This window comes from Mucilaginibacter sp. 22184 (assembly GCF_052045695.1).
Lineage (GTDB): Bacteria > Bacteroidota > Bacteroidia > Sphingobacteriales > Sphingobacteriaceae > Mucilaginibacter.
The window spans coordinates 1-18,368 of the sequence record NZ_JBQEPI010000009.1; the positions used below are offsets into that span (position 1 = coordinate 1).

General features: G+C 41.7%; 15 protein-coding genes. 13 read left to right on the forward strand and 2 right to left on the reverse strand.

The features are described 5' to 3' along the window. From ACTJKG_RS19870 to ACTJKG_RS19915, 10 genes are all read left to right on the forward strand, one after another. Positions 1-396, forward strand: a 396-nt coding sequence (locus ACTJKG_RS19870; protein WP_440740224.1) for a hypothetical protein, incomplete at its 5' end; no start/stop codon positions are given. A 657-nt stretch (positions 397-1,053) separates the two neighbouring features. Further along, positions 1,054-1,986 carry an outer membrane protein assembly factor BamD gene (locus ACTJKG_RS19875; RefSeq protein WP_172337446.1) on the forward strand — a complete coding sequence of 311 codons (933 nt, stop codon included), beginning with the start codon at positions 1,054-1,056 and terminating at the stop codon, positions 1,984-1,986. A 12-nt stretch (positions 1,987-1,998) separates the two neighbouring features. Continuing rightward, a complete protein-coding gene (locus tag ACTJKG_RS19880) occupies positions 1,999-2,331 on the forward strand; it encodes a DNA-directed RNA polymerase subunit omega (RefSeq protein WP_172337447.1) in 333 nt (110 codons plus the stop codon). Positions 2,332-2,480: 149 nt separating this feature from the next. Beyond that, positions 2,481-3,683 carry a bifunctional phosphopantothenoylcysteine decarboxylase/phosphopantothenate--cysteine ligase CoaBC gene (coaBC, locus tag ACTJKG_RS19885; protein WP_440740225.1) on the forward strand — a complete coding sequence of 401 codons (1,203 nt, stop codon included), beginning with the start codon at positions 2,481-2,483 and terminating at the stop codon, positions 3,681-3,683. Continuing rightward, positions 3,680-4,591, forward strand: a complete 912-nt coding sequence (locus tag ACTJKG_RS19890; protein WP_172337449.1) for a DUF4835 family protein — start codon at positions 3,680-3,682, stop codon at positions 4,589-4,591. The genes coaBC and ACTJKG_RS19890 overlap by 4 nt, the downstream gene beginning before the upstream one ends. Positions 4,592-5,089: 498 nt before the next feature. Continuing rightward, a complete protein-coding gene (locus ACTJKG_RS19895) occupies positions 5,090-5,467 on the forward strand; it encodes a BlaI/MecI/CopY family transcriptional regulator (protein ID WP_172337450.1) in 378 nt (125 codons plus the stop codon). A 6-nt stretch (positions 5,468-5,473) separates the two neighbouring features. Further along, positions 5,474-7,456: a M56 family metallopeptidase gene (locus ACTJKG_RS19900; RefSeq protein ID WP_172337451.1), complete on the forward strand. Its 1,983-nt coding sequence runs from the start codon at positions 5,474-5,476 to the stop codon at positions 7,454-7,456. Positions 7,457-7,525: 69 nt separating this feature from the next. Beyond that, positions 7,526-9,235 (forward strand): DNA repair protein RecN, encoded by a 1,710-nt coding sequence (gene recN, locus ACTJKG_RS19905; RefSeq protein ID WP_440740226.1) that lies wholly within the window; start codon positions 7,526-7,528, stop codon positions 9,233-9,235. 166 nt (positions 9,236-9,401) lie between these two features. Continuing rightward, entirely contained in the window at positions 9,402-10,214 is an 813-nt protein-coding gene (locus tag ACTJKG_RS19910; protein ID WP_172337454.1) for an enoyl-ACP reductase FabI, read from the forward strand. A 266-nt stretch (positions 10,215-10,480) separates the two neighbouring features. Continuing rightward, positions 10,481-11,497 carry a hypothetical protein gene (locus ACTJKG_RS19915; protein WP_440740227.1) on the forward strand — a complete coding sequence of 339 codons (1,017 nt, stop codon included), beginning with the start codon at positions 10,481-10,483 and terminating at the stop codon, positions 11,495-11,497. Positions 11,498-11,615: 118 nt separating this feature from the next. Here ACTJKG_RS19915 and ACTJKG_RS19920 read toward each other — a convergent pair whose 3' ends face one another. After that, positions 11,616-12,014 (reverse strand): hypothetical protein, encoded by a 399-nt coding sequence (locus ACTJKG_RS19920; protein ID WP_172337456.1) that lies wholly within the window; start codon positions 12,012-12,014, stop codon positions 11,616-11,618. Positions 12,015-12,174: 160 nt separating this feature from the next. Between ACTJKG_RS19920 and ACTJKG_RS19925 the strand changes: the two genes are divergently transcribed. Then, a complete protein-coding gene (locus tag ACTJKG_RS19925) occupies positions 12,175-13,287 on the forward strand; it encodes a carboxypeptidase-like regulatory domain-containing protein (protein WP_172337457.1) in 1,113 nt (370 codons plus the stop codon). 58 nt (positions 13,288-13,345) lie between these two features. On the opposite strand, the gene ACTJKG_RS19930 is transcribed toward ACTJKG_RS19925, so the two are convergent. Continuing rightward, on the reverse strand, positions 13,346-15,880 hold the full coding sequence (locus tag ACTJKG_RS19930; protein ID WP_172337458.1) for an ATP-dependent Clp protease ATP-binding subunit: 2,535 nt from the start codon (positions 15,878-15,880) through the stop codon (positions 13,346-13,348). Positions 15,881-16,450: 570 nt separating this feature from the next. Here ACTJKG_RS19930 and ACTJKG_RS19935 point away from each other — a divergent pair. Then, positions 16,451-17,533: a sensor histidine kinase gene (locus ACTJKG_RS19935; RefSeq protein ID WP_440740228.1), complete on the forward strand. Its 1,083-nt coding sequence runs from the start codon at positions 16,451-16,453 to the stop codon at positions 17,531-17,533. Next, positions 17,530-18,297 (forward strand): LytR/AlgR family response regulator transcription factor, encoded by a 768-nt coding sequence (locus ACTJKG_RS19940; RefSeq protein WP_440740229.1) that lies wholly within the window; start codon positions 17,530-17,532, stop codon positions 18,295-18,297. The genes ACTJKG_RS19935 and ACTJKG_RS19940 overlap by 4 nt, the downstream gene beginning before the upstream one ends. The last annotated feature ends 71 nt before the right edge of the window (positions 18,298-18,368 follow it).

Sequence of the window (18,368 nt, forward strand, 5' to 3'; positions counted from 1 at the left end):
ACGCTACATGATTTTCTATTTCTTAAAAGAACTTGTCGCTTCACTATCTCAGATCCGCTTGGTATATCTTCTCACTTCTTGCGTCGTGATCAAACTTTCATTTTTCTGTCCGCCAGAATCGCTCTGACTTCTCTTTTTACCCGGGTTAACTTTCGTTTTCCCGTCTTTTGTTTTGCTGCCAAATTCGCTTTGGCTTTCCCTTCTTTCCCACTCAGCGTTTCCGCTTTTTCTTTCCTTCGTTTCGGGAGTGCAAAGGTAGAAACCTTTTTCTTATTTCCAAAACTTTTTTTTCTTTTTTTTATTCTAAGTTTTGACCGCCTCTCTTTCCCTTTTCTCTTCCTCCTCAGCGGGCTGCAAAGGTGCGAAACCTTTTTTGAAATCCGAAATTTTATTTGAAGTTTTTTTGGCTTTATTTTTTGTCTTTCAATTTCACTTATCTCTCTTCAAAAACCTCTTCAGTAACCTTTCTAAGAACAACCCCGCTTCCTCGTTTGCGGGCTGCAAAGGTATGCATAGAAATCAATTTCGCAAACTGTTTTTAACAAATACTTAACACATGTGCATAAGGTGTTAATAATCAGCAAGAAATTTTATTCCCCAGATGTGTAAATCGGGTATTTACCTATAAAATCAACTATGGCGGCTCATCTTTGTTAATAAAGTCGCCATTTACCCGGTATTTTTAAGCAATACAACCCCAACCTTGCTTATGTTACTTATATACTATATATAGGGTAGTTGTATAGGCCGCTTCACCGACTAAATAAAAGAGATTTTATTCGGCACTTATCTATGCTATATATAACAGGATGCACATAGCTGATAGTTCAAGAAAAACATGACGCTATTTTTCTGCTTATATACTATATAGTATACTACCCCATTTCACTAGTCCGGGCAGAATTTGACCAGACTATACAAGCTATCTACACGAGCCCAATCGTTAAAAGATGTTAAATAGTTTGTTATATACATAAGGAGCAGGAAACACGTTATATATTCGCTGATAAATAAATAATTGACTGATTTATATTATTCACCTATCTTTGCAAAATGTTTAAAAAGCAACTTACGTTATTAGCCAGTGTTTTAGCTCTGTTAATTATTACATTGGGCAGTTGTAAAAGCAAATACGAAAAGTTAAAAGCAAGTAACGATTACGCCAAAAAATACCAGGAGGCCATCAAATACTATAATCAAAAAGATTATAACAAGGCTTTGGGCTTATTTGAGGTGCTGGTTGAGCGTTATCGCGGACGTGCTGAGGCGGAAGACCTGTTTTATTATTATGCCTTCACCAACTATAAGCTGAAGGACTATACATCTGCAAGATATCACTTCAAAACCTTTGCCGATACCTATCCATCAAGTACCCGGGCCGAAGAATGCCGTTTCTTCTCGGCTTATTGCTATTACCTGGATTCGCCTATATACTCGCTTGACCAGGATAATACCATGAAAGCTATCGAGGCATTACAGTTGTTTATTAACTTATACCCTAAAAGCGACCGTGTTACCGAAGCAAGCAAGCTGATACAAAACCTGCGCGATAAGCTGGAAACAAAGGCTTACGCTAATGCTAAGTTGTATTTAACCATCAGCGATTATCAATCGGCGGTAATCGCCTTTAATAATGCGTTACGTGATTACCCGGATACCAAGTATGCCGAAGAAATGGAGTATCTTACCGTTAAGGCACAATATTTATACGCCTATCATAGTTTGGAATACAAACAGGAAGATCGTTATACCCAGGCCGAGGTTTACGCCAATCAGTTTAACGAAAAATATCCAAATAGTGCCTACGGTCACGATGTAAAAGCATTAGCCAAAGATAGTGAGCGCGGCATTCAGAATGCCAAACGCATTCTTGCCGAGGCTTTAAGCAATGACAGAGTAGCCAAAAAATTAGCGGAAAAAGGAAAAGATACCTTAAAAACACAACCGCCATCAGAAAAGAACCAGCAACAAAAAATACCATATTAAAAAAATTGATATATGACAGCAAATAACACGAACAAACCAGCAGTAGCGAGCAGCACTGTAACCCGCGATTTACGCGAGCTGGATGTAAACACTAACAATATATATGAGTCGCTTGTAATTATGTCAAAAAGAGCGAACCAGATATCAAACAATATCAAAGAAGAGTTACACCAAAAGCTTTCTGAGTTTGCATCATCAAATGACAACCTGGAAGAAGTTTTTGAAAACCGCGAGCAAATCGAGATCTCTAAATATTACGAGAAACTGCCAAAACCATCATTGGTAGCCGTTCAGGAATTTTTAGACGATAAGGTTTACTACCGTAACCCTACTAAGGAAGCGTAAGCTCTTTTTCAAGTCAAAAGCTAAAAGTCAAAATTCAAAATTGCTTGCATAGGCGTTTTTGAATTTTGACTTTTATTTTTTATGTATCTTCACACAGCGAAGTCAGAATTCTTTTGAATTTTGACTTTTGAATTTTGACTTTAATTTAAATGTTAGAAGGTAAAAATATAGTACTGGGTGTTTGCGGTAGCATAGCCGCTTATAAATCGGCCCTGTTGGTTAGATTATTGGTTAAAGCAGGCGCGCATGTAAAAGTGGTGATGACGCAAGATGCCACTCATTTTATTACCCCGCTTACCCTCGCTACCCTTTCCAAAAATCCTGTGCACGTTAACTATTTTAAGCCGGATACCGGCGAGTGGAACAATCACGTGGAGTTGGGTTTATGGGCCGATATGCTGATCATAGCTCCGGCAAGTGCCAATACCCTGGCCAAAATGGCCAATGGTATTTGCGATAATTTGCTGCTGGCAGTTTATCTATCGGCCAAGTGCCCTGTGTATTTTGCACCCGCTATGGATCTGGATATGTGGCTGCATCCGGCTACACGGCAAAATGTAACCAGACTGCAGTCTTATGGTAATGTATTGATAGCCCCCGGATCAGGCGAGCTGGCCAGCGGTTTATACGGCGAGGGTCGGATGGCCGAGCCTGATGAGATCGTTGCCTTTTTATCATCAACCCTAAAAAAAAAACTCCTTTTAGCCAATCATAATATTGTGGTTACCGCCGGCCCTACGTATGAGGCTATTGATCCAGTACGTTTCATCGGTAATCATTCCTCCGGTAAAATGGGCTTTGCCATTGCTGATGAACTGGCCGCTATGGGAGCCGATGTTACATTAATCAGCGGTCCTTCGGCAGAAGTAAGCCATCAGCAAAACATCAAACGGATAAATGTAACCTCGGCAGCAGAGATGCTAGCCGCCTGTGAGAGCAACTTTAAAACCGCAAAAGCCTGCATCATGAGCGCCGCTGTGGCCGACTATACCCCGGTTCACGTAGCCGAACAAAAGATCAAAAAACAGGATAGCGGTTTTAGCATCGAGCTTAAAAAAACTACCGATATTTTAAAATACCTCGGCGAGCAGAAAACACCGGATCAGATACTGGTTGGCTTTGCCCTGGAAACTAATGACGAAGAACAAAATGCAATAAGCAAGCTGCAAAGAAAAAATCTTGATTTTATTGTGCTAAATTCGCTTAACGACGCCGGGGCCGGTTTCAAAAAGGACACCAACAAGGTAACCATTATTGACCGCGACCTTCAAAAAACAGTATTTGAACTTAAAAGTAAGGAAGCTGTGGCGCAAGACATTTGCCTTAAAGTTGCCCAACTCATCAACAGATGAAAAAAATATTCTTTTATATCATTTTAACCCTCGCAGGTTTCAGGGTTGCAGCCCAGGATCTTAACGCGCGGGTACAGGTGCTTTCGCCCAAAATACAGGGCAGCAACAAGCGTATCTTTCAGACACTGGAAACAGCCATGAAGGATTTTTTGAATGGCCGTAAATGGAGTGCCGATCCTATACAACCCCAGGAAAGGATAGATTGTAATTTTGTATTGAACATTACCAACTGGGATGGCAGCAGCAATTTTAGCGGCGAGCTCCAGGTACAATCCTCACGACCGGTTTATGGCTCAACGTATAACTCTACCATTATCAACCTGACTGATAAGGATGTTGATTTTATTTATAACGAAGGCCAAACCATTGATTATACCGACCAGAGTTTTCAGAGTAACCTGAGTTCCATCATGGCGTTTTATGCCTACGTGATCATCGGGCTTGATTATGACACGTTTTCACCTTACGGCGGATCGCCCTATTTTGCGGCAGCGCAAACGGTGATCAATAACGCGCAAACCGGGTCGTACCGTGGCTGGAAAGCTTTTGACGGAAACATTAACCGGTATTGGCTATGCGAAAACCTCAACAATAAAGCTTATGCTCCCCTGCGCAGCTTTCTGTATGATTATCATCGCAATGGTTTGGATATCATGACCGATAATACCTCTAAAGCGCTTAAAGCTATCTCCTCCTTTTTGCCATCTCTACAACAGGTTGACAGGCTACGCGTGGGCGCTATGCTCCCGCTTATATTTTATACCGCCAAAAGCGATGAACTGGTATCGCTATTTACCAAGGCCGAGCCCCAGGATCGTTTGCAGGCCATGAATATACTGGTACAGGCCGATCCGGCCAATGGTAATAAGTACCAAACCCTGCAGGGTACCAGTCCTACTTCGCGCTAAGCAAGGTAACTCCTGAACAAGTTGGCCGTCTTGTAAAAGTGGGTTTACATGGGTTTACACTTTTTATGGTTAAAATCGAGTTATATAACTGTAAATCAAATAATTATATAAAATAAAGTGTCAAAAAGTGGGTTTACATGTAAACCCACTTTTTGACACTTTCAGAGGCATGGTCTATCAAGTGGCAGAGGGGCTATTTTGCAGCTAAGATTCCCTCCCTCGGGAGGGGTGTGATGGATAGTGTGGTAGCAGGGAGGGGTTTCTTCGTGATGCAGGTGGCTTAAAACCCCTCCCTGCCCCTCCCGAGGGAGGGAATCGCACACTCCCATGCTTTCAAATTCAATCCTGTCTTTTCAGGAGCGATTACCCGCTCCATAGACCCCAAGTGGACTCTATAATCCCGATTTCCTCCTCCTCAAAAATTATTTTCACAAAATTCTTGCAAATACGAAATTCATCGTAGATATTTGTACGAAGAAATTCGTATTAAGAAACAACATGGATATAAAACCAACAGAAAGCGAGCTGGAGATATTACAGGTGATCTGGAATAAAGGCCAATGTACCGTGCGCGATGTGCACGAGCAACTGGCCCAAACCAAGGATGCCGGTTATACTACTACGCTAAAGCTGATGCAGATTATGCACGACAAAGGTTTGGTTGAGCGCGACACCACATCAAAAACGCATCTGTATAAAGCATTATTTACCCAGGAGCAGGCGCAAAGCAACGCTTTGGATAAAATATTGTCTACTGTATTTAAAGGTTCAACATCCGATCTGGTGATACAGGCGCTGGGCCAGCACCGGGCATCGGCCGATGAGATCGACGCTATTAAAAATTTCCTTAACCAATTTGATCAGGATAAAAAATAAACAATCATGGAAAATCTGTTCTACAACATAAGCCAGGTTTTAGGCATCACCATCATCCACTCCTTGTGGCAGGGATTATTGGTATGGTTTGTATTGCACTTGTTGTTCACTTGTGCGCCGTCCATGTCGTCGGTGAAAAAACATAACCTGGGCATGACGGGTATTTTTACCATCTGCACCTGGTTTATCTACACATTTGCAGTGCAGATACAACAACATGTATGGGTTGATCTGGCCGCGGTTACTTCACCAGGCTTGTTGCCGCACTTTGATTTTCCGTTAAACGCTGCTACACATGCTATCCCCGCAGCCCGCTTAAATTACATTATTGAGGGATACCTGCCCTATGTTTCGGCATTATACTTTGCCGGCCTTGTGTTTAACCTGTTACGAATGGGCCTTAACCTGCAAAAGTTAAGTCTTATTAAAAACACCATGATCCCTGCCGATGAAGTACAGATCTACGTTGATAACCTTTGCAAAAAGCTGTGTATCCATAAATATGTAAGCGTAAATTTCAGCCGCATGGTAGATGTGCCTTGCATGATCGGTTATTTTAAACCTATTATCCTTTTACCTATCACGCTTACCACATACCTGACGGCAACCGAGATCGAGGCTATCTTATTACACGAGCTATCACATATTAAACGGAACGATTACCTGCTGAATATGATTCAGCAGCTGATAACCGTATTGCTTTTCTTTAATCCCTTTGCCCAATTAATTAACAAACTCATAAACCAGGAGCGCGAAAACCGCTGCGACGATCTGGTAGTGCAAACCACCGCTCAACCATTAATATATGCCCAGGCCCTTTTAAAATTAGAGCAAACCCGGCATACAGATCTGCGACTGGCATTGGCTGCTACCAGCAAAAAATATCCTTTATTAACCAGAATTGAACGTATCATGAAAACAACAAAACCAATGGGCAACATACGCCACCTGCTTGTGGCCGTTGCTATAATGGCCGCCAGCATAAGTAGCATAGCATGGTTAAACCCAACCATCAAAAACGGAAAACTTTCTATCAAAAAACTGGCTTTCCCAAAAGTTATCGCCGAACCAATTGACACTATCCGTAAATCAGCAGTAAAATCGAAAAAAGTAGTAGCTTATAAAAAGGCAAAAGAAAACCAGGCCAATCATGAAAAACACATGGCCGAGAGATACGGCCTTAACGATGCCGAACTAAACCGCTTAACCGCCGAGGTAACCAAACATGCCGAAGCCATGAGTAAATATTATAACAGCGCCGACTTTAAAAGGCAATCTGAATTGCTTCAACAGAAAGGCCAGGCCATGGCCGATTATTATAATCGCCCGGAAATGAAACAATTGCAGGAACGCCAGCAGAAAATTGCCGCTGAATATCAAAAAGAAGTGGGTGATGGCAGTGAAACCAAAGAGCTTAGCGAAAAAATGCGGCAAGCAGGCGAAAAAATGGGAGCCTATTTTAAAAGTCAGGAGTTTAAGCAGATGAACGAGCAACTGGAAAAGAAATACGGCATACCCCACAACCATAATTATATTGATGATAGCAAAGACGAAAATTATCGCAAATACCAGGATGAGTTGCAAAGCAAAATACCAGCCGAGATAAAACAACAAACCGACGAAATGAAAAAGATGGGCGAACAAATGCGCGCCAAATATGATTCGCCGGAGTTTCGTAAAAAACAAGCCGAACTAAGAATGATGGGCGACAGCATGAGAAAGGCTTATAGTAACCCGCAGATGAAGGAACAGCAGGCCGAAATGAGAAAGTTGGGCGAGCAAATGCGGTCGTACCAAAACAATCCGGAGTTGAAAAAAGAGAAGGAACTGCTTGAACAGGCCTCAAAAAGATTACACGAATACACCAACAGCCCTGCTTTTAAGAAAAAGATGGAAGAATATCGTAAACAGGCTTATAACTATCAATACGATTATAAGTACGATAACAAATACGATTCTGACGCTAAGGCCGATACCACTAATAGATAGTTTTATTATTATCCCAATACATCGAATTTCGTAATTTAGTGTCCTTAATAAAATAAGGACACTTTTTTTATGCTTCAAAAGCTAACCATCAACAACTACGCTTTAATTGATAACCTGGAGATAAGTTTTGGTAAGGGATTAAACATCCTTACCGGCGAAACCGGTGCGGGTAAATCGATCATCCTGGGTGCATTGTCGCTCATTTTAGGGCAACGGGCCGAGAGTCGTTACTTTTTTAATCAGCAAAAAAAATGCGTTATTGAAGGCTTGTTTAAAATTGACGGCTTTCATCTGAAATCGTTTTTTGAAGACAACGACCTGGATTATGAAGCCGAAACCGTTCTGCGCCGTGAAATATCTGCCGATGGCAAGTCCAGAGCTTTTGTGAATGACACACCGGTTAATTTGACCGCGTTGAAACAACTGGGCGAAAAACTGATCGATATTCACTCCCAGCATGCCACGCTTGAAATAAACGATCCGGAATTTCAATTGCTGGTAGTTGATTCGGTTGCCAAACATGATGAGCTGCTGAGTGATTATCAAACTAAATATAAGGCTTACCGAAAATCCGTTGCGCGCCTTAACGAATTGATAACCGACAGTGAAAAAGCCAAAACCGATCTGGATTACTTCCAGTTTCAGTTTGATGAATTGGAAAAAGTCGCGCTGCATCCTGATGAACAGGAGCTGCTGGAAAAAGAGTTATACGCATTAAACAATGCCGAAGAAATAAAACGCAATCTTTTTGGCGCCTACTACCTGATACAGGAAAGCGAGGCATCGGCATTAACACAGTTAAAAGAAGCAGGCCAGCAACTGGGCAATCTCGAAAAATTTGATACCCAGATAGAAGAGCTGCATCAAAGATTAAGCAGTACCATCATCGAACTCAAGGATATCGCTGCTGAAATTGAAACCATCGAACAACGTACCCAAACCAACGAGGTCCGGGTTGAGGAGATCAATACCCGCCTGAGCCTGATCTATAATCTACAGAAAAAACACCGGGTAAATACCAATGCCGAGCTATTGGCTATCCAGGATGATCTGTCGGACAAAATACAGAAAGTATTATTTAGTGATGAGGCTGTAGAGCAACTGCAAAAACAATTAATTGCCGATAGAAGCGAGCTGGAAAAACTGGCAGCACAATTAACCGCCAACCGTATAAAAGCCATTCCGGCAATTGAAAAACAGGTACTGGCAACTCTGGCCGAAATGGGTATGGGCAATTCGGCATTGAAGATTGAGCATGCCCCCCTGCCCCCTAAAGGGGGAGCTGAAAAAGAGGGCTCCGGCAATTCATCTTCTGTAACACTTGGTGCAACCGGTGCCGACTACATCAAATTTCTGTTTTCGGCAAACAAAGGTCATGCCCTGGCCGAGATGAGCAAGGTGGCATCGGGCGGTGAGCTTTCCCGGCTGATGCTGAGCATTAAATCGCTCATTGCGCAATACACCGCCTTGCCAACCATTATTTTTGACGAGATAGATACGGGCGTATCCGGCGAAGTGGCCAATAAAGTTGGGCAAATCATGGAGCACCTGGCCGATAATCTGCAAGTGATCACCATAACCCACCTGCCGCAAATAGCCAGCAAAGGCCAAAATCACTATTTTGTTTACAAAGATGATTCGGCAGCAACTACCTATACCCGCATCAAACAACTGGATCAGCCAGAGCGTGTACTGGAAATTGCCAAAATGCTGAGTGGTGATAAACCTGGTGAAAGCGCACTGCAAAATGCAAGGGAATTATTGGGGAATTTGCAGTAGGTAAATGGAGCGAAGTCATGCCGAATTTATTTCGGCATCTCATAACGCGGATCGACAGCGTGCCTATGCCGTGCATGTGGGATGCTGAAGCAAGTTCAGCATGACTACCCTTTAGTATATAATAAACCGCCAACTAAATAATAAATCAATTATAAAAACTCAAAACATGGCTTATAATTTATTAAAAGGTAAAAAGGGGATCATTTTTGGTGCACTGAATGATCAATCCATAGCCTGGAAGGTGGCACAACGCGCTGTACAGGAAGGCGCCGAAATTGTACTTTCCAACGCACCCATCGCCTTGCGTATGGGCGAGCTCAATAAACTGGCCGAAGAATGCAATGCCCCGGTTATTGCCGCCGATGTTACCAACGGCGACGACATTAACAACCTGCTCACCAAAACACAGGAACATTTTAATGGTGGTGTCGATTTTATTTTACACTCTATTGGCATGAGCGTTAACGTGCGCAAAAGTATCCATTACACCGAAAACAATTATGACTTTACGCATAAAGGCCTGGATATATCGGCCCTGAGCTTGCACCGCATATTGCAGGCAGCCATGAAAATGGATGTGATTAATGAATGGGGATCCGTAGTGGCCCTAACCTATATCGCGGCCCAGCGTGTATTCCCAGATTATAATGATATGGCCGATAACAAGGCTTACCTGGAAAGCATAGCCCGTAACTTTGGTTATCAGTATGGTATCAAAAAACAGGTGCGTATCAACACGGTATCGCAATCGCCTACCCGCACCACGGCAGGATCGGGGATAAAAGGCTTTGACGGTTTTGTTAACTATGCCGAAAAGATGAGTCCGCTGGGTAATGCCAGTGCCGATCAGTGTGCCGATTACTGTGTAACCCTGTTCAGCGATCTTACCCGTATGGTAACCATGCAAAACCTTTTCCATGATGGCGGCTTCTCCTTCACCGGCGTAACCCAGGCGGTTATTGAGCAAATGGAAAAATAAAGAACTACTCATTTTCAGACTTACGAAGTTTTAAAATGGCCTCAACGAAACCATTAAAAACAAACATCATTGAGTTAAACTTCGTAAGTCTTTTCTGCATTAATAATACCCCCCCTCCTATATCTATTAATAATAGATTATATTTTCATAAATATCTATAAATTATAATTATAGTTTTTTAACTTAGGTATTAAATATCTACCTAAGTCAGTCAATATTAACCAATTGGCCGGCAAACATCATTATCTAACATTAAAAACCTATTTATGAAAAACATCTCATCAATCCTCACCGGCATTGCAGTATGTGCCGTGTTTTTTTCCTTTAGTTGTAAAAAAACATCTACCAATCCCATTAATCAACCCGCTGATGATCAAAAAGCGGTCAGTGTACAGGAAGATATGGTTATTACCCCTTTCGGAGCACGGCCCAAATCGCAGGTGCATCAAATAGAAAACGGATATGCCCTAACCTACCAGGGAAATCGCCTGGTAAAAGTTCAAAGCCAAACAGGCAAAGTGGCTGAGGACTTTGGCGACCAATTACAAATACAGAAAAATGCGGAGCAATCAAAGAAAACAACTAGCCTGAGCACTTCCGCATTCCCGGGATTGGGTTCGGGTTGGATCACCTATGCGCAAAACAATGTGCCTGTAGCTGGCATAACCGGATTTTCAACCGATTGGATAGTGCCTTCTAATCCTCCGGCAAACAATGGCCAATTACTATATCTGTTTAACGGATTACAGGATGGCTTTAGCGCTACCTCCCATATTCTGCAGCCGGTTTTACAATATGGCAACAATGGCCGGTTTGGTGGTAATTATTGGGTAATTAATAACTGGTATGTATCCTGCCAAACCTGCCCCGTATTTTATGGCACGCCAATAACTGTTACTCCCGGTACCGGCTTAACGGGAAACATGAGCGGAACTGCCGCAACCGGAGGAAATTATAATTACACATCTAAATTTTGGGAAGTTGACAACCCCACAGCTCCAGGACCACACCGCATTCATTATTATCCGGATAATAACAGCATAACGGTAAACAATGTACCAGAGATGCAATACATATTTGAAACCATGGAAGCCTATAATATGCAACAATCTTCCAACTATCCGAATGGTTCATGTAATATGACAGGTATTCAGGTATTAACCGGTGGCGGCAGGAGACCTACCGTGGTTGCCCTGAATTTCATTCCTTATAATGTTGTAACCGATGTTGGGCAGCACACTACCGTAGTTAGCGGCCAGGAGGTTGATCTGTATTTTCATTAAGCAAAACATTCAATATCCCAACAAATTGATGTGCGGCTTATTTGTTAAGTAAAGAATTTAATAAAAAAGCCCCCTGTAATTCAGGGAGCTTTTTTTATTGAATTCTTTAAGTTAATCCTTATGGCACTAAAACTATTTTAAGTTTAAGAGGTCCTGGATTTGCAGGAACGGCGCCAGTTGCACTCTGGGCATCAATATATAAATGCCCGGCGGTATAATAAGTAACCCTAAAGGTAACATTATCATAAACATTAGGTATTTGCTCATATGAGCCATCTCCATAATCGATATAAGCTAATACTGCTCCATTATCGTTATAATAATCAGTAATATCTGGTACGGGTACATCTACGGTATACCCATGTACAGAACCTTGGGCATTACTATTATCCACGCGCCACATATCTGTAGTGATATTTGTAAAAATTGTTTTGGCACCAGGTGTAATGTATTTTTTAGTACAAGATGTTGCTGCTAATAAGACGGTGCAGCAAACGAGAGTCAAGATTTTTTTCATAAATGAATGTGTTGATATTAATATTTAGTAAAGACACAAATGTCATTAAAAGGTTTAACGTTTTTTAGGTTATTTTATTTTTATATTATAATAACGCTATAATTCTGTACGTAATAGAAATTTTACTACATTAAACTATTTTTTTAGTTTACCTTTAAATATGCAGAAGTTCCTCTTGCTATTAATACTCTTATCCCCATCGTTTTGTTTTGCCCAGTTAAAGATCAGCGGCAAAGTGATCAACCTTAACGACAAAAAACCGATACCTGATGCCAGTGTTTTTTTAAATAATGCCAGCGCAGGCAATAAAACTTCTGCCGATGGCTCTTTCGTTCTTGGTAATGTACGACCAGGTCAGTATGATCTTATTGTATCTGTTATTGGTTATGAAACCTATAATAAAACTATCAGTGTGGTTAACAGCAATGTCATTATGCCCGAGATTGCTTTGCTTCCCAAAACTATTGAACTTAAAGAAGTAAAAATTAAGCCCAACCCCGACTGGGGGAAATATTATGACATATTTAAACATCAGTTCCTCGGCACATCGGCCAACGCAGCACAATGCAAAATACTTAACCCCGATCAACTCGATCTGGAATTTGATGCTAAAACACGTATACTCCAGGCATCATCCTATGATTTTTTGGAGATAGAGAATAAGGCCCTGGGCTACAAAATAAAATATAAGCTCAATCAATTCACTTACGACCCAACCAAGGGTTTCTTGTATTACGACGGCATATCGGTATTTGAAGATCTGGCAGGCAGCAGCTCCAAAATGCGCAAGTGGAAAAAGAAAAGACAAACCGCTTACCTGGGTTCGCCAATGCATTTTCTGCGTACCATAATTACTAATCAATTATTGCAGGAAGGTTTTGAGGTTTTCAAACTCATGCGCAAACCTAATCCCGAATATAAAGGCGGTCCGTTTGATAGCAAAAACAAATATCTGCAAACACTCATCAAGCAGCCGCTTGATGTGAACGCCTTTGCCAAACGTACCGATCAGCCCGGCTTATTCGCGTTGAGTTTTAATGATTGCCTGTATATTATGTACAACAAAAAAGCCAACAGTAACCCCGATCGCACCCCAGACGCATCGGATGTTGCCACATCCATAGCTACCCTCGACGAGCATGAAGCTTACGCCTTTTTTGATAACAACGGCATTATCCACAACCCGCGCAGTATTGTTTTTGAAGGCGACTGGACATCATACCGCTTTGCCGAAATGCTGCCGGTTGATTATGAACCTATTCCCCGAAAATAAGTTATAAAACAAAAAACCCGGCTTGTGACCGGGTTTTGATTATCTAAAAGAAGACCAATTATTTCTGTTCTTCCTGTTCTGGTTTTTTGCTTTCGCCTTTTTTATCAATGATCTTGATCTCGCCGGCTTCTTTATCATAATCAACTGCCATGATATCGCCTTCGCTCAGTTCACCTTTCAATATTTCTTCGGCAATTGGGTCTTCCAGGTATTTCTGAATAGCACGTTTTAACGGACGTGCACCAAACTGCGAATCGTAACCTTTATCGGCAATAAACTCCTTAGCGGCTTCGGTAAGTTCAATTTTGAAACCTAAACCATTTACACGGCTAAACAGGAATGCCAGTTCGATATCGATAATTTTGAAGATCTCGTCTTTACCTAATGAATTAAACACGATCACATCATCAATACGGTTCAAAAACTCTGGTGCAAAAGCACGTTTCAAGGCATTTTCGATAACACCGCGTGAGTGCATATCGGCTTGCAGGTTTTTAGCATTGGTGCTGAAACCCACACCCTGACCAAAGTCTTTCAACTGGCGGGCACCGATGTTGGATGTCATGATAATGATGGTGTTCCTGAAGTCAACCTTGCGGCCCAATGAGTCGGTCAGCTGTCCTTCATCCAATACCTGTAACAGGATGTTGAACACATCAGGGTGAGCTTTTTCAATCTCATCCAGCAATACAACAGCATAAGGTTTACGACGTACTTTTTCAGTCAGCTGTCCGCCTTCTTCATAACCCACGTAACCCGGAGGCGCTCCTACCAAACGTGATACCGCGAATTTCTCCATGTACTCGCTCATATCAATTTGTATCAGCGCGTCTTCAGTATCAAACATAAAGCGGGCAAGCTCTTTGGCAAGCTCTGTTTTACCAACACCTGTTGGGCCTAAGAAAATAAAGGAACCGATTGGTTTTTTAGGATCTTTCAGTCCGGCACGTGTACGCTGAATAGCACGGGTTAATTTTTTGATGGCATCTTCCTGACCGATGATCTTGCTACCAACAGTATCGGCCATGTGCAACAGTTTCTGGCTATCGGCCTGACCTACCCTTTGTACAGGGATACCGGTCATCATAGATACCACCTCGGCAACATTATCTTCGGTTACGGTGTAACGTTTTGATTTTGTTTCGGCTTCCCATAACGCTTTAGCCTGATCCAACTCCACTAAAAGATTCTTTTCAGTATCGCGTAGCTGAGCTGCTTCTTCGTATTTCTGGCTGCGAACAACCTTGTTTTTCTCGATCTTGATCTGCTCGATCTTTTGCTCAATATCCAGAATGTTTTGTGGCACGTGGATATTGGTTAAGTGAACACGTGAGCCCGATTCGTCCAAAGCATCAATAGCTTTGTCTGGTAAAAACCTGTCGGTAATATAACGGGTAGTTAAGTTAACGCAGGCATTGATAGCTTCCGGGGTGTAAGTTACACCATGGTGCTCTTCATATTTTTCTTTGATGCGGTTCAGTATTTCGATAGTTTCAACAGGAGTAGCAGGTTCAACCATTACTTTCTGGAAACGACGATCCAAAGCGCCATCTTTTTCGATGTACTGACGGTACTCGTCTAAAGTAGTGGCGCCAATGCATTGTATCTCGCCCCTGGCCAAAGCAGGTTTAAACATGTTGGAGGCATCAAGCGAGCCCGAAGCACCACCAGCACCTACTATAGTATGTATCTCATCAATAAATAAAATAACATCAGGTGATTTTTCCAGTTCGTTCATTACCGCTTTCATGCGCTCTTCAAACTGGCCACGGTATTTGGTACCGGCAACTAATGAAGCCAGATCCAAGGTAACCACACGTTTGTTAAACAACACACGTGATACTTTACGCTGAACTATACGCAATGCCAAGCCTTCGGCAATGGCCGATTTACCAACACCAGGTTCACCTATTAATATAGGGTTGTTCTTTTTACGACGTGATAATATCTGCGATACCCTTTCGATCTCTTTTTCGCGACCAACAATAGGGTCAAGCTTTCCATCTTCGGCAGCACGGGTTAAATCGCGGCCAAAATTGTCAAGCACTGGTGTTTTTGATTTAATGTCCGATACCTTTTTAGGCTGGCTAAAGGCTTCTTCTTCTTTAAAGTCGTCATCGCCGCCGGTTGGTGATCCAGGCATTTCGTCAGTTACATCATTTTTGTGTGATTCCACTTCGCCTTTAAATACCTCGTAGTTTACATTAAACTGCATCAGTATCTGCGAGGCTATGTTGTCCTCATCGCGAAGTATGGACAGCAGCAAGTGCTCGGTTCCAATTACATCGCTTTTAAATATCTTGGCTTCAAGATAAGTTATCTTTAGTACTTTCTCGGCTTGTTTAGTTAATGGGATACTGCCAATATGTACGTTTGTTCCAATAGTTCCTTTTACGGCATCTTCAACAGCGCGGCGCAGTTTGGCGGTATCAACGTTCAAACCTTTCAGCAATTTAATTGCAACTCCGTCACCATCCCGGATAAGCCCCAGTAAAAGATGTTCGGTCCCGATATAGTCGTGCCCCAGGCGTAAAGCCTCTTCCCTGCTATATTGAATAACATCTTTAACCCTCGGCGAAAATTTAGCTTCCATATATACCTTTCTATTTATGAACGTCCTAATCTATTAATTTTGTTTTTACAAACCACGACGCTTGACTTAACATTTATCAACAATATTGCCAACATTTAATGGTTTGCAGAAACAGACATTGATATGATACGCAAGCTATTAAAGTTTAGCTTTATTATGCAACTTTTATCAAAAAATTCAACGGATTGCTGAATTATTTTACAATATACAAATCAAATACACCTGTTTGATACAAAAAATTCAAAATAGTTTAAACATATTAACAATTTTTATAGGCAAGCCGGCCGTAACTGGTAATTTCGTCATCAAGCATGACATTTAGGCATTGCAACAATTTCCACACTACCTATACAATATACGTATAAAGAACCCCAACAGTTGCTGTATTGTTTAAGTTTAACGCAATAATTATTTAACAAGTATGCGCAATAATCCTGATACTCAACGTTCACTACAAAAATAAGATATACACTGCCTTTTTACTGGTAATCTGCCAATTTTAATCATATTTGAATTTATCTTTTTACTCATATATGGCAGATAAAACACATAGGGGGAATATTTAACACGATGAAAAAGATCAAAGCAAAGAGTGTAGCCCTCATCACATTCACTTTTGTAGGTTCATATGCTACTTTATTCATCATATTTCCCTTTACGTATTGGAGAGATTACGTTCACTTGCCAGCTTTAAGGATATGGGCCGACGTTTTGACCAACCTTATATTTTGTGCCGTCCTTTTTGAACTAAGTTTATACATCGACAGAAAGCTCAACAAAAGGATACCGTGGATGCTTCACCCCATAAAACGCCTGTTGACCCAAACGCTGTTCCAGATCCTTGGTGTTTTGTTTCTTGTATTTTGTTTGGCAGTCATCTATGTGATCATCTATTTATTATTTAGTGATGCTATAAATGCGCATTATCCATATGTTGGTTTAAGAGAAACGGTATACGCCTTTCTTTCCATTATATTCTGGGCTTTAATGATCAGCGCCTTAAATACCGGCGATTTTTTACTCAGAAACTGGAAAACAGCTACCATGCAGGCAGCAGAGTTTGAAATTAAAGCAGCCCAGAACAAACAACTGGCAGCCGAAACAGAATTGCAGGCATTGAAGCTGCAGCTCGACCCCCATTTTGTTTTCAATAACCTGAGCGTACTTTCAGAATTGATATTGAGGGATCAGCAATTGGGGTATAATTATACCGAGAGTTTCGCCAAAGTATACCGGTACCTGCTAGTTAATGCAAAAAAGGAATTGATCCCACTGCGCGAAGAACTCAAATTTCTGGATGCCTATCTTTTTTTGATCAACTATCGCATGGGCGGCGGAAGTATCTTTCGTGTAAATATTGACAGATCAAAGCTGGATATGCTTATTCCGCCGGTCACACTTCAGCTATTCATCGAAAACGCCCTAAAGTATAACCGCACCGAAAAAGAAAATCCTTTGATTATCGATATTTACACTACTGATGACGAAGAACTGCTGGTGTCCAATAACTTATTACCGCTGATAAAAAAGCCCGAATCAACCGGTATTGGTTTAGAAAACATTGTCAGTCGTTATGCACTGTTAAGCGATAGAAAACCCGTGATAGAAAAAACAGATAACACTTTTACGATAAAAGTACCCCTGATCAAATGAATGGTATAAAAAAGATACTGATCCTGGAAGATGAGCAGCTTAACGCCGACAGGATACAGCGCCTGATGCTCAACATCAGGCCGAATGCAGTGATCCTGGATATTTTAACCAGTGTTAAAAAAACGGTAGACTGGCTTGCCGAAAACGAAGATCCTGATCTGATCCTCATGGATATCCGACTGGCAGATGGTGTAAGTTTTGAGGTTTTTAACCTGGCAGATGTAAAATGCCCGGTAATCTTTACAACCGCTTATGACGAATATGCGGTGCAGGCCTTTAAATATAACAGTATAGATTATTTGCTCAAGCCAGTTGAAAAGGATGAGTTAGAGGCTGCCATCGCCAAGTTTGAAAATTCCGTACAGCGCTCCTATCAGCAATCGCCCCTGATCGAAGAATTACTAAGGCAAATGCAGCCTAAAACATACCGCACCCGTTTTTTTCTGCCCTACCGCGATGGCTATAGAAAAGTCAACATAGAGGATATTGCGTTTTTCTATTCGCACCTAACCATTACTTATGCCAACCTGTTTAATGGCAAACAAATGGTGGTACCGCAAACCCTGGAAACGCTGGAACAGGAACTGGAACCTAAAAACTTCTTCAGGGTAAACCGCCAGTACATTCTGCATGCCAATTCTATCGAAAAGGTGCATAACTATTTTAACGGCAAATTAAAGCTCCGGGTGAAAAATTGTACGGATGAAGAGATTATAGTGAGCAGAACAAAAGCTCCTTTATTTAAAAGCTGGCTGGATTACTGATCAGGACGTTCGATGCCGTGCCGACTCACCCCGACATCGCTGCGCTTATCACCTCGCTCTCCGCTTCGCGC

What these genes read in the sequence shown, in the direction of transcription:
- ACTJKG_RS19895 (WP_172337450.1), top strand. Translation starts at nt 5,090, where the DNA reads ATGGATATAAAACCAACAGAAAGCGAGCTGGAGATATTACAGGTGATC.
- ACTJKG_RS19880 (WP_172337447.1), top strand. Translation starts at nt 1,999, where the DNA reads ATGACAGCAAATAACACGAACAAACCAGCAGTAGCGAGCAGCACTGTA.
- ACTJKG_RS19930 (WP_172337458.1), bottom strand. Translation starts at nt 15,880, where the DNA reads ATGGAAGCTAAATTTTCGCCGAGGGTTAAAGATGTTATTCAATATAGC.
- ACTJKG_RS19900 (WP_172337451.1), top strand. Translation starts at nt 5,474, where the DNA reads ATGGAAAATCTGTTCTACAACATAAGCCAGGTTTTAGGCATCACCATC.
- ACTJKG_RS19875 (WP_172337446.1), top strand. Translation starts at nt 1,054, where the DNA reads ATGTTTAAAAAGCAACTTACGTTATTAGCCAGTGTTTTAGCTCTGTTA.
- coaBC (WP_440740225.1), top strand. Translation starts at nt 2,481, where the DNA reads ATGTTAGAAGGTAAAAATATAGTACTGGGTGTTTGCGGTAGCATAGCC.
- ACTJKG_RS19915 (WP_440740227.1), top strand. Translation starts at nt 10,481, where the DNA reads ATGAAAAACATCTCATCAATCCTCACCGGCATTGCAGTATGTGCCGTG.
- ACTJKG_RS19890 (WP_172337449.1), top strand. Translation starts at nt 3,680, where the DNA reads ATGAAAAAAATATTCTTTTATATCATTTTAACCCTCGCAGGTTTCAGG.
- recN (WP_440740226.1), top strand. Translation starts at nt 7,526, where the DNA reads ATGCTTCAAAAGCTAACCATCAACAACTACGCTTTAATTGATAACCTG.
- ACTJKG_RS19940 (WP_440740229.1), top strand. Translation starts at nt 17,530, where the DNA reads ATGAATGGTATAAAAAAGATACTGATCCTGGAAGATGAGCAGCTTAAC.
- ACTJKG_RS19935 (WP_440740228.1), top strand. Translation starts at nt 16,451, where the DNA reads ATGAAAAAGATCAAAGCAAAGAGTGTAGCCCTCATCACATTCACTTTT.
- ACTJKG_RS19920 (WP_172337456.1), bottom strand. Translation starts at nt 12,014, where the DNA reads ATGAAAAAAATCTTGACTCTCGTTTGCTGCACCGTCTTATTAGCAGCA.
- ACTJKG_RS19925 (WP_172337457.1), top strand. Translation starts at nt 12,175, where the DNA reads ATGCAGAAGTTCCTCTTGCTATTAATACTCTTATCCCCATCGTTTTGT.
- ACTJKG_RS19910 (WP_172337454.1), top strand. Translation starts at nt 9,402, where the DNA reads ATGGCTTATAATTTATTAAAAGGTAAAAAGGGGATCATTTTTGGTGCA.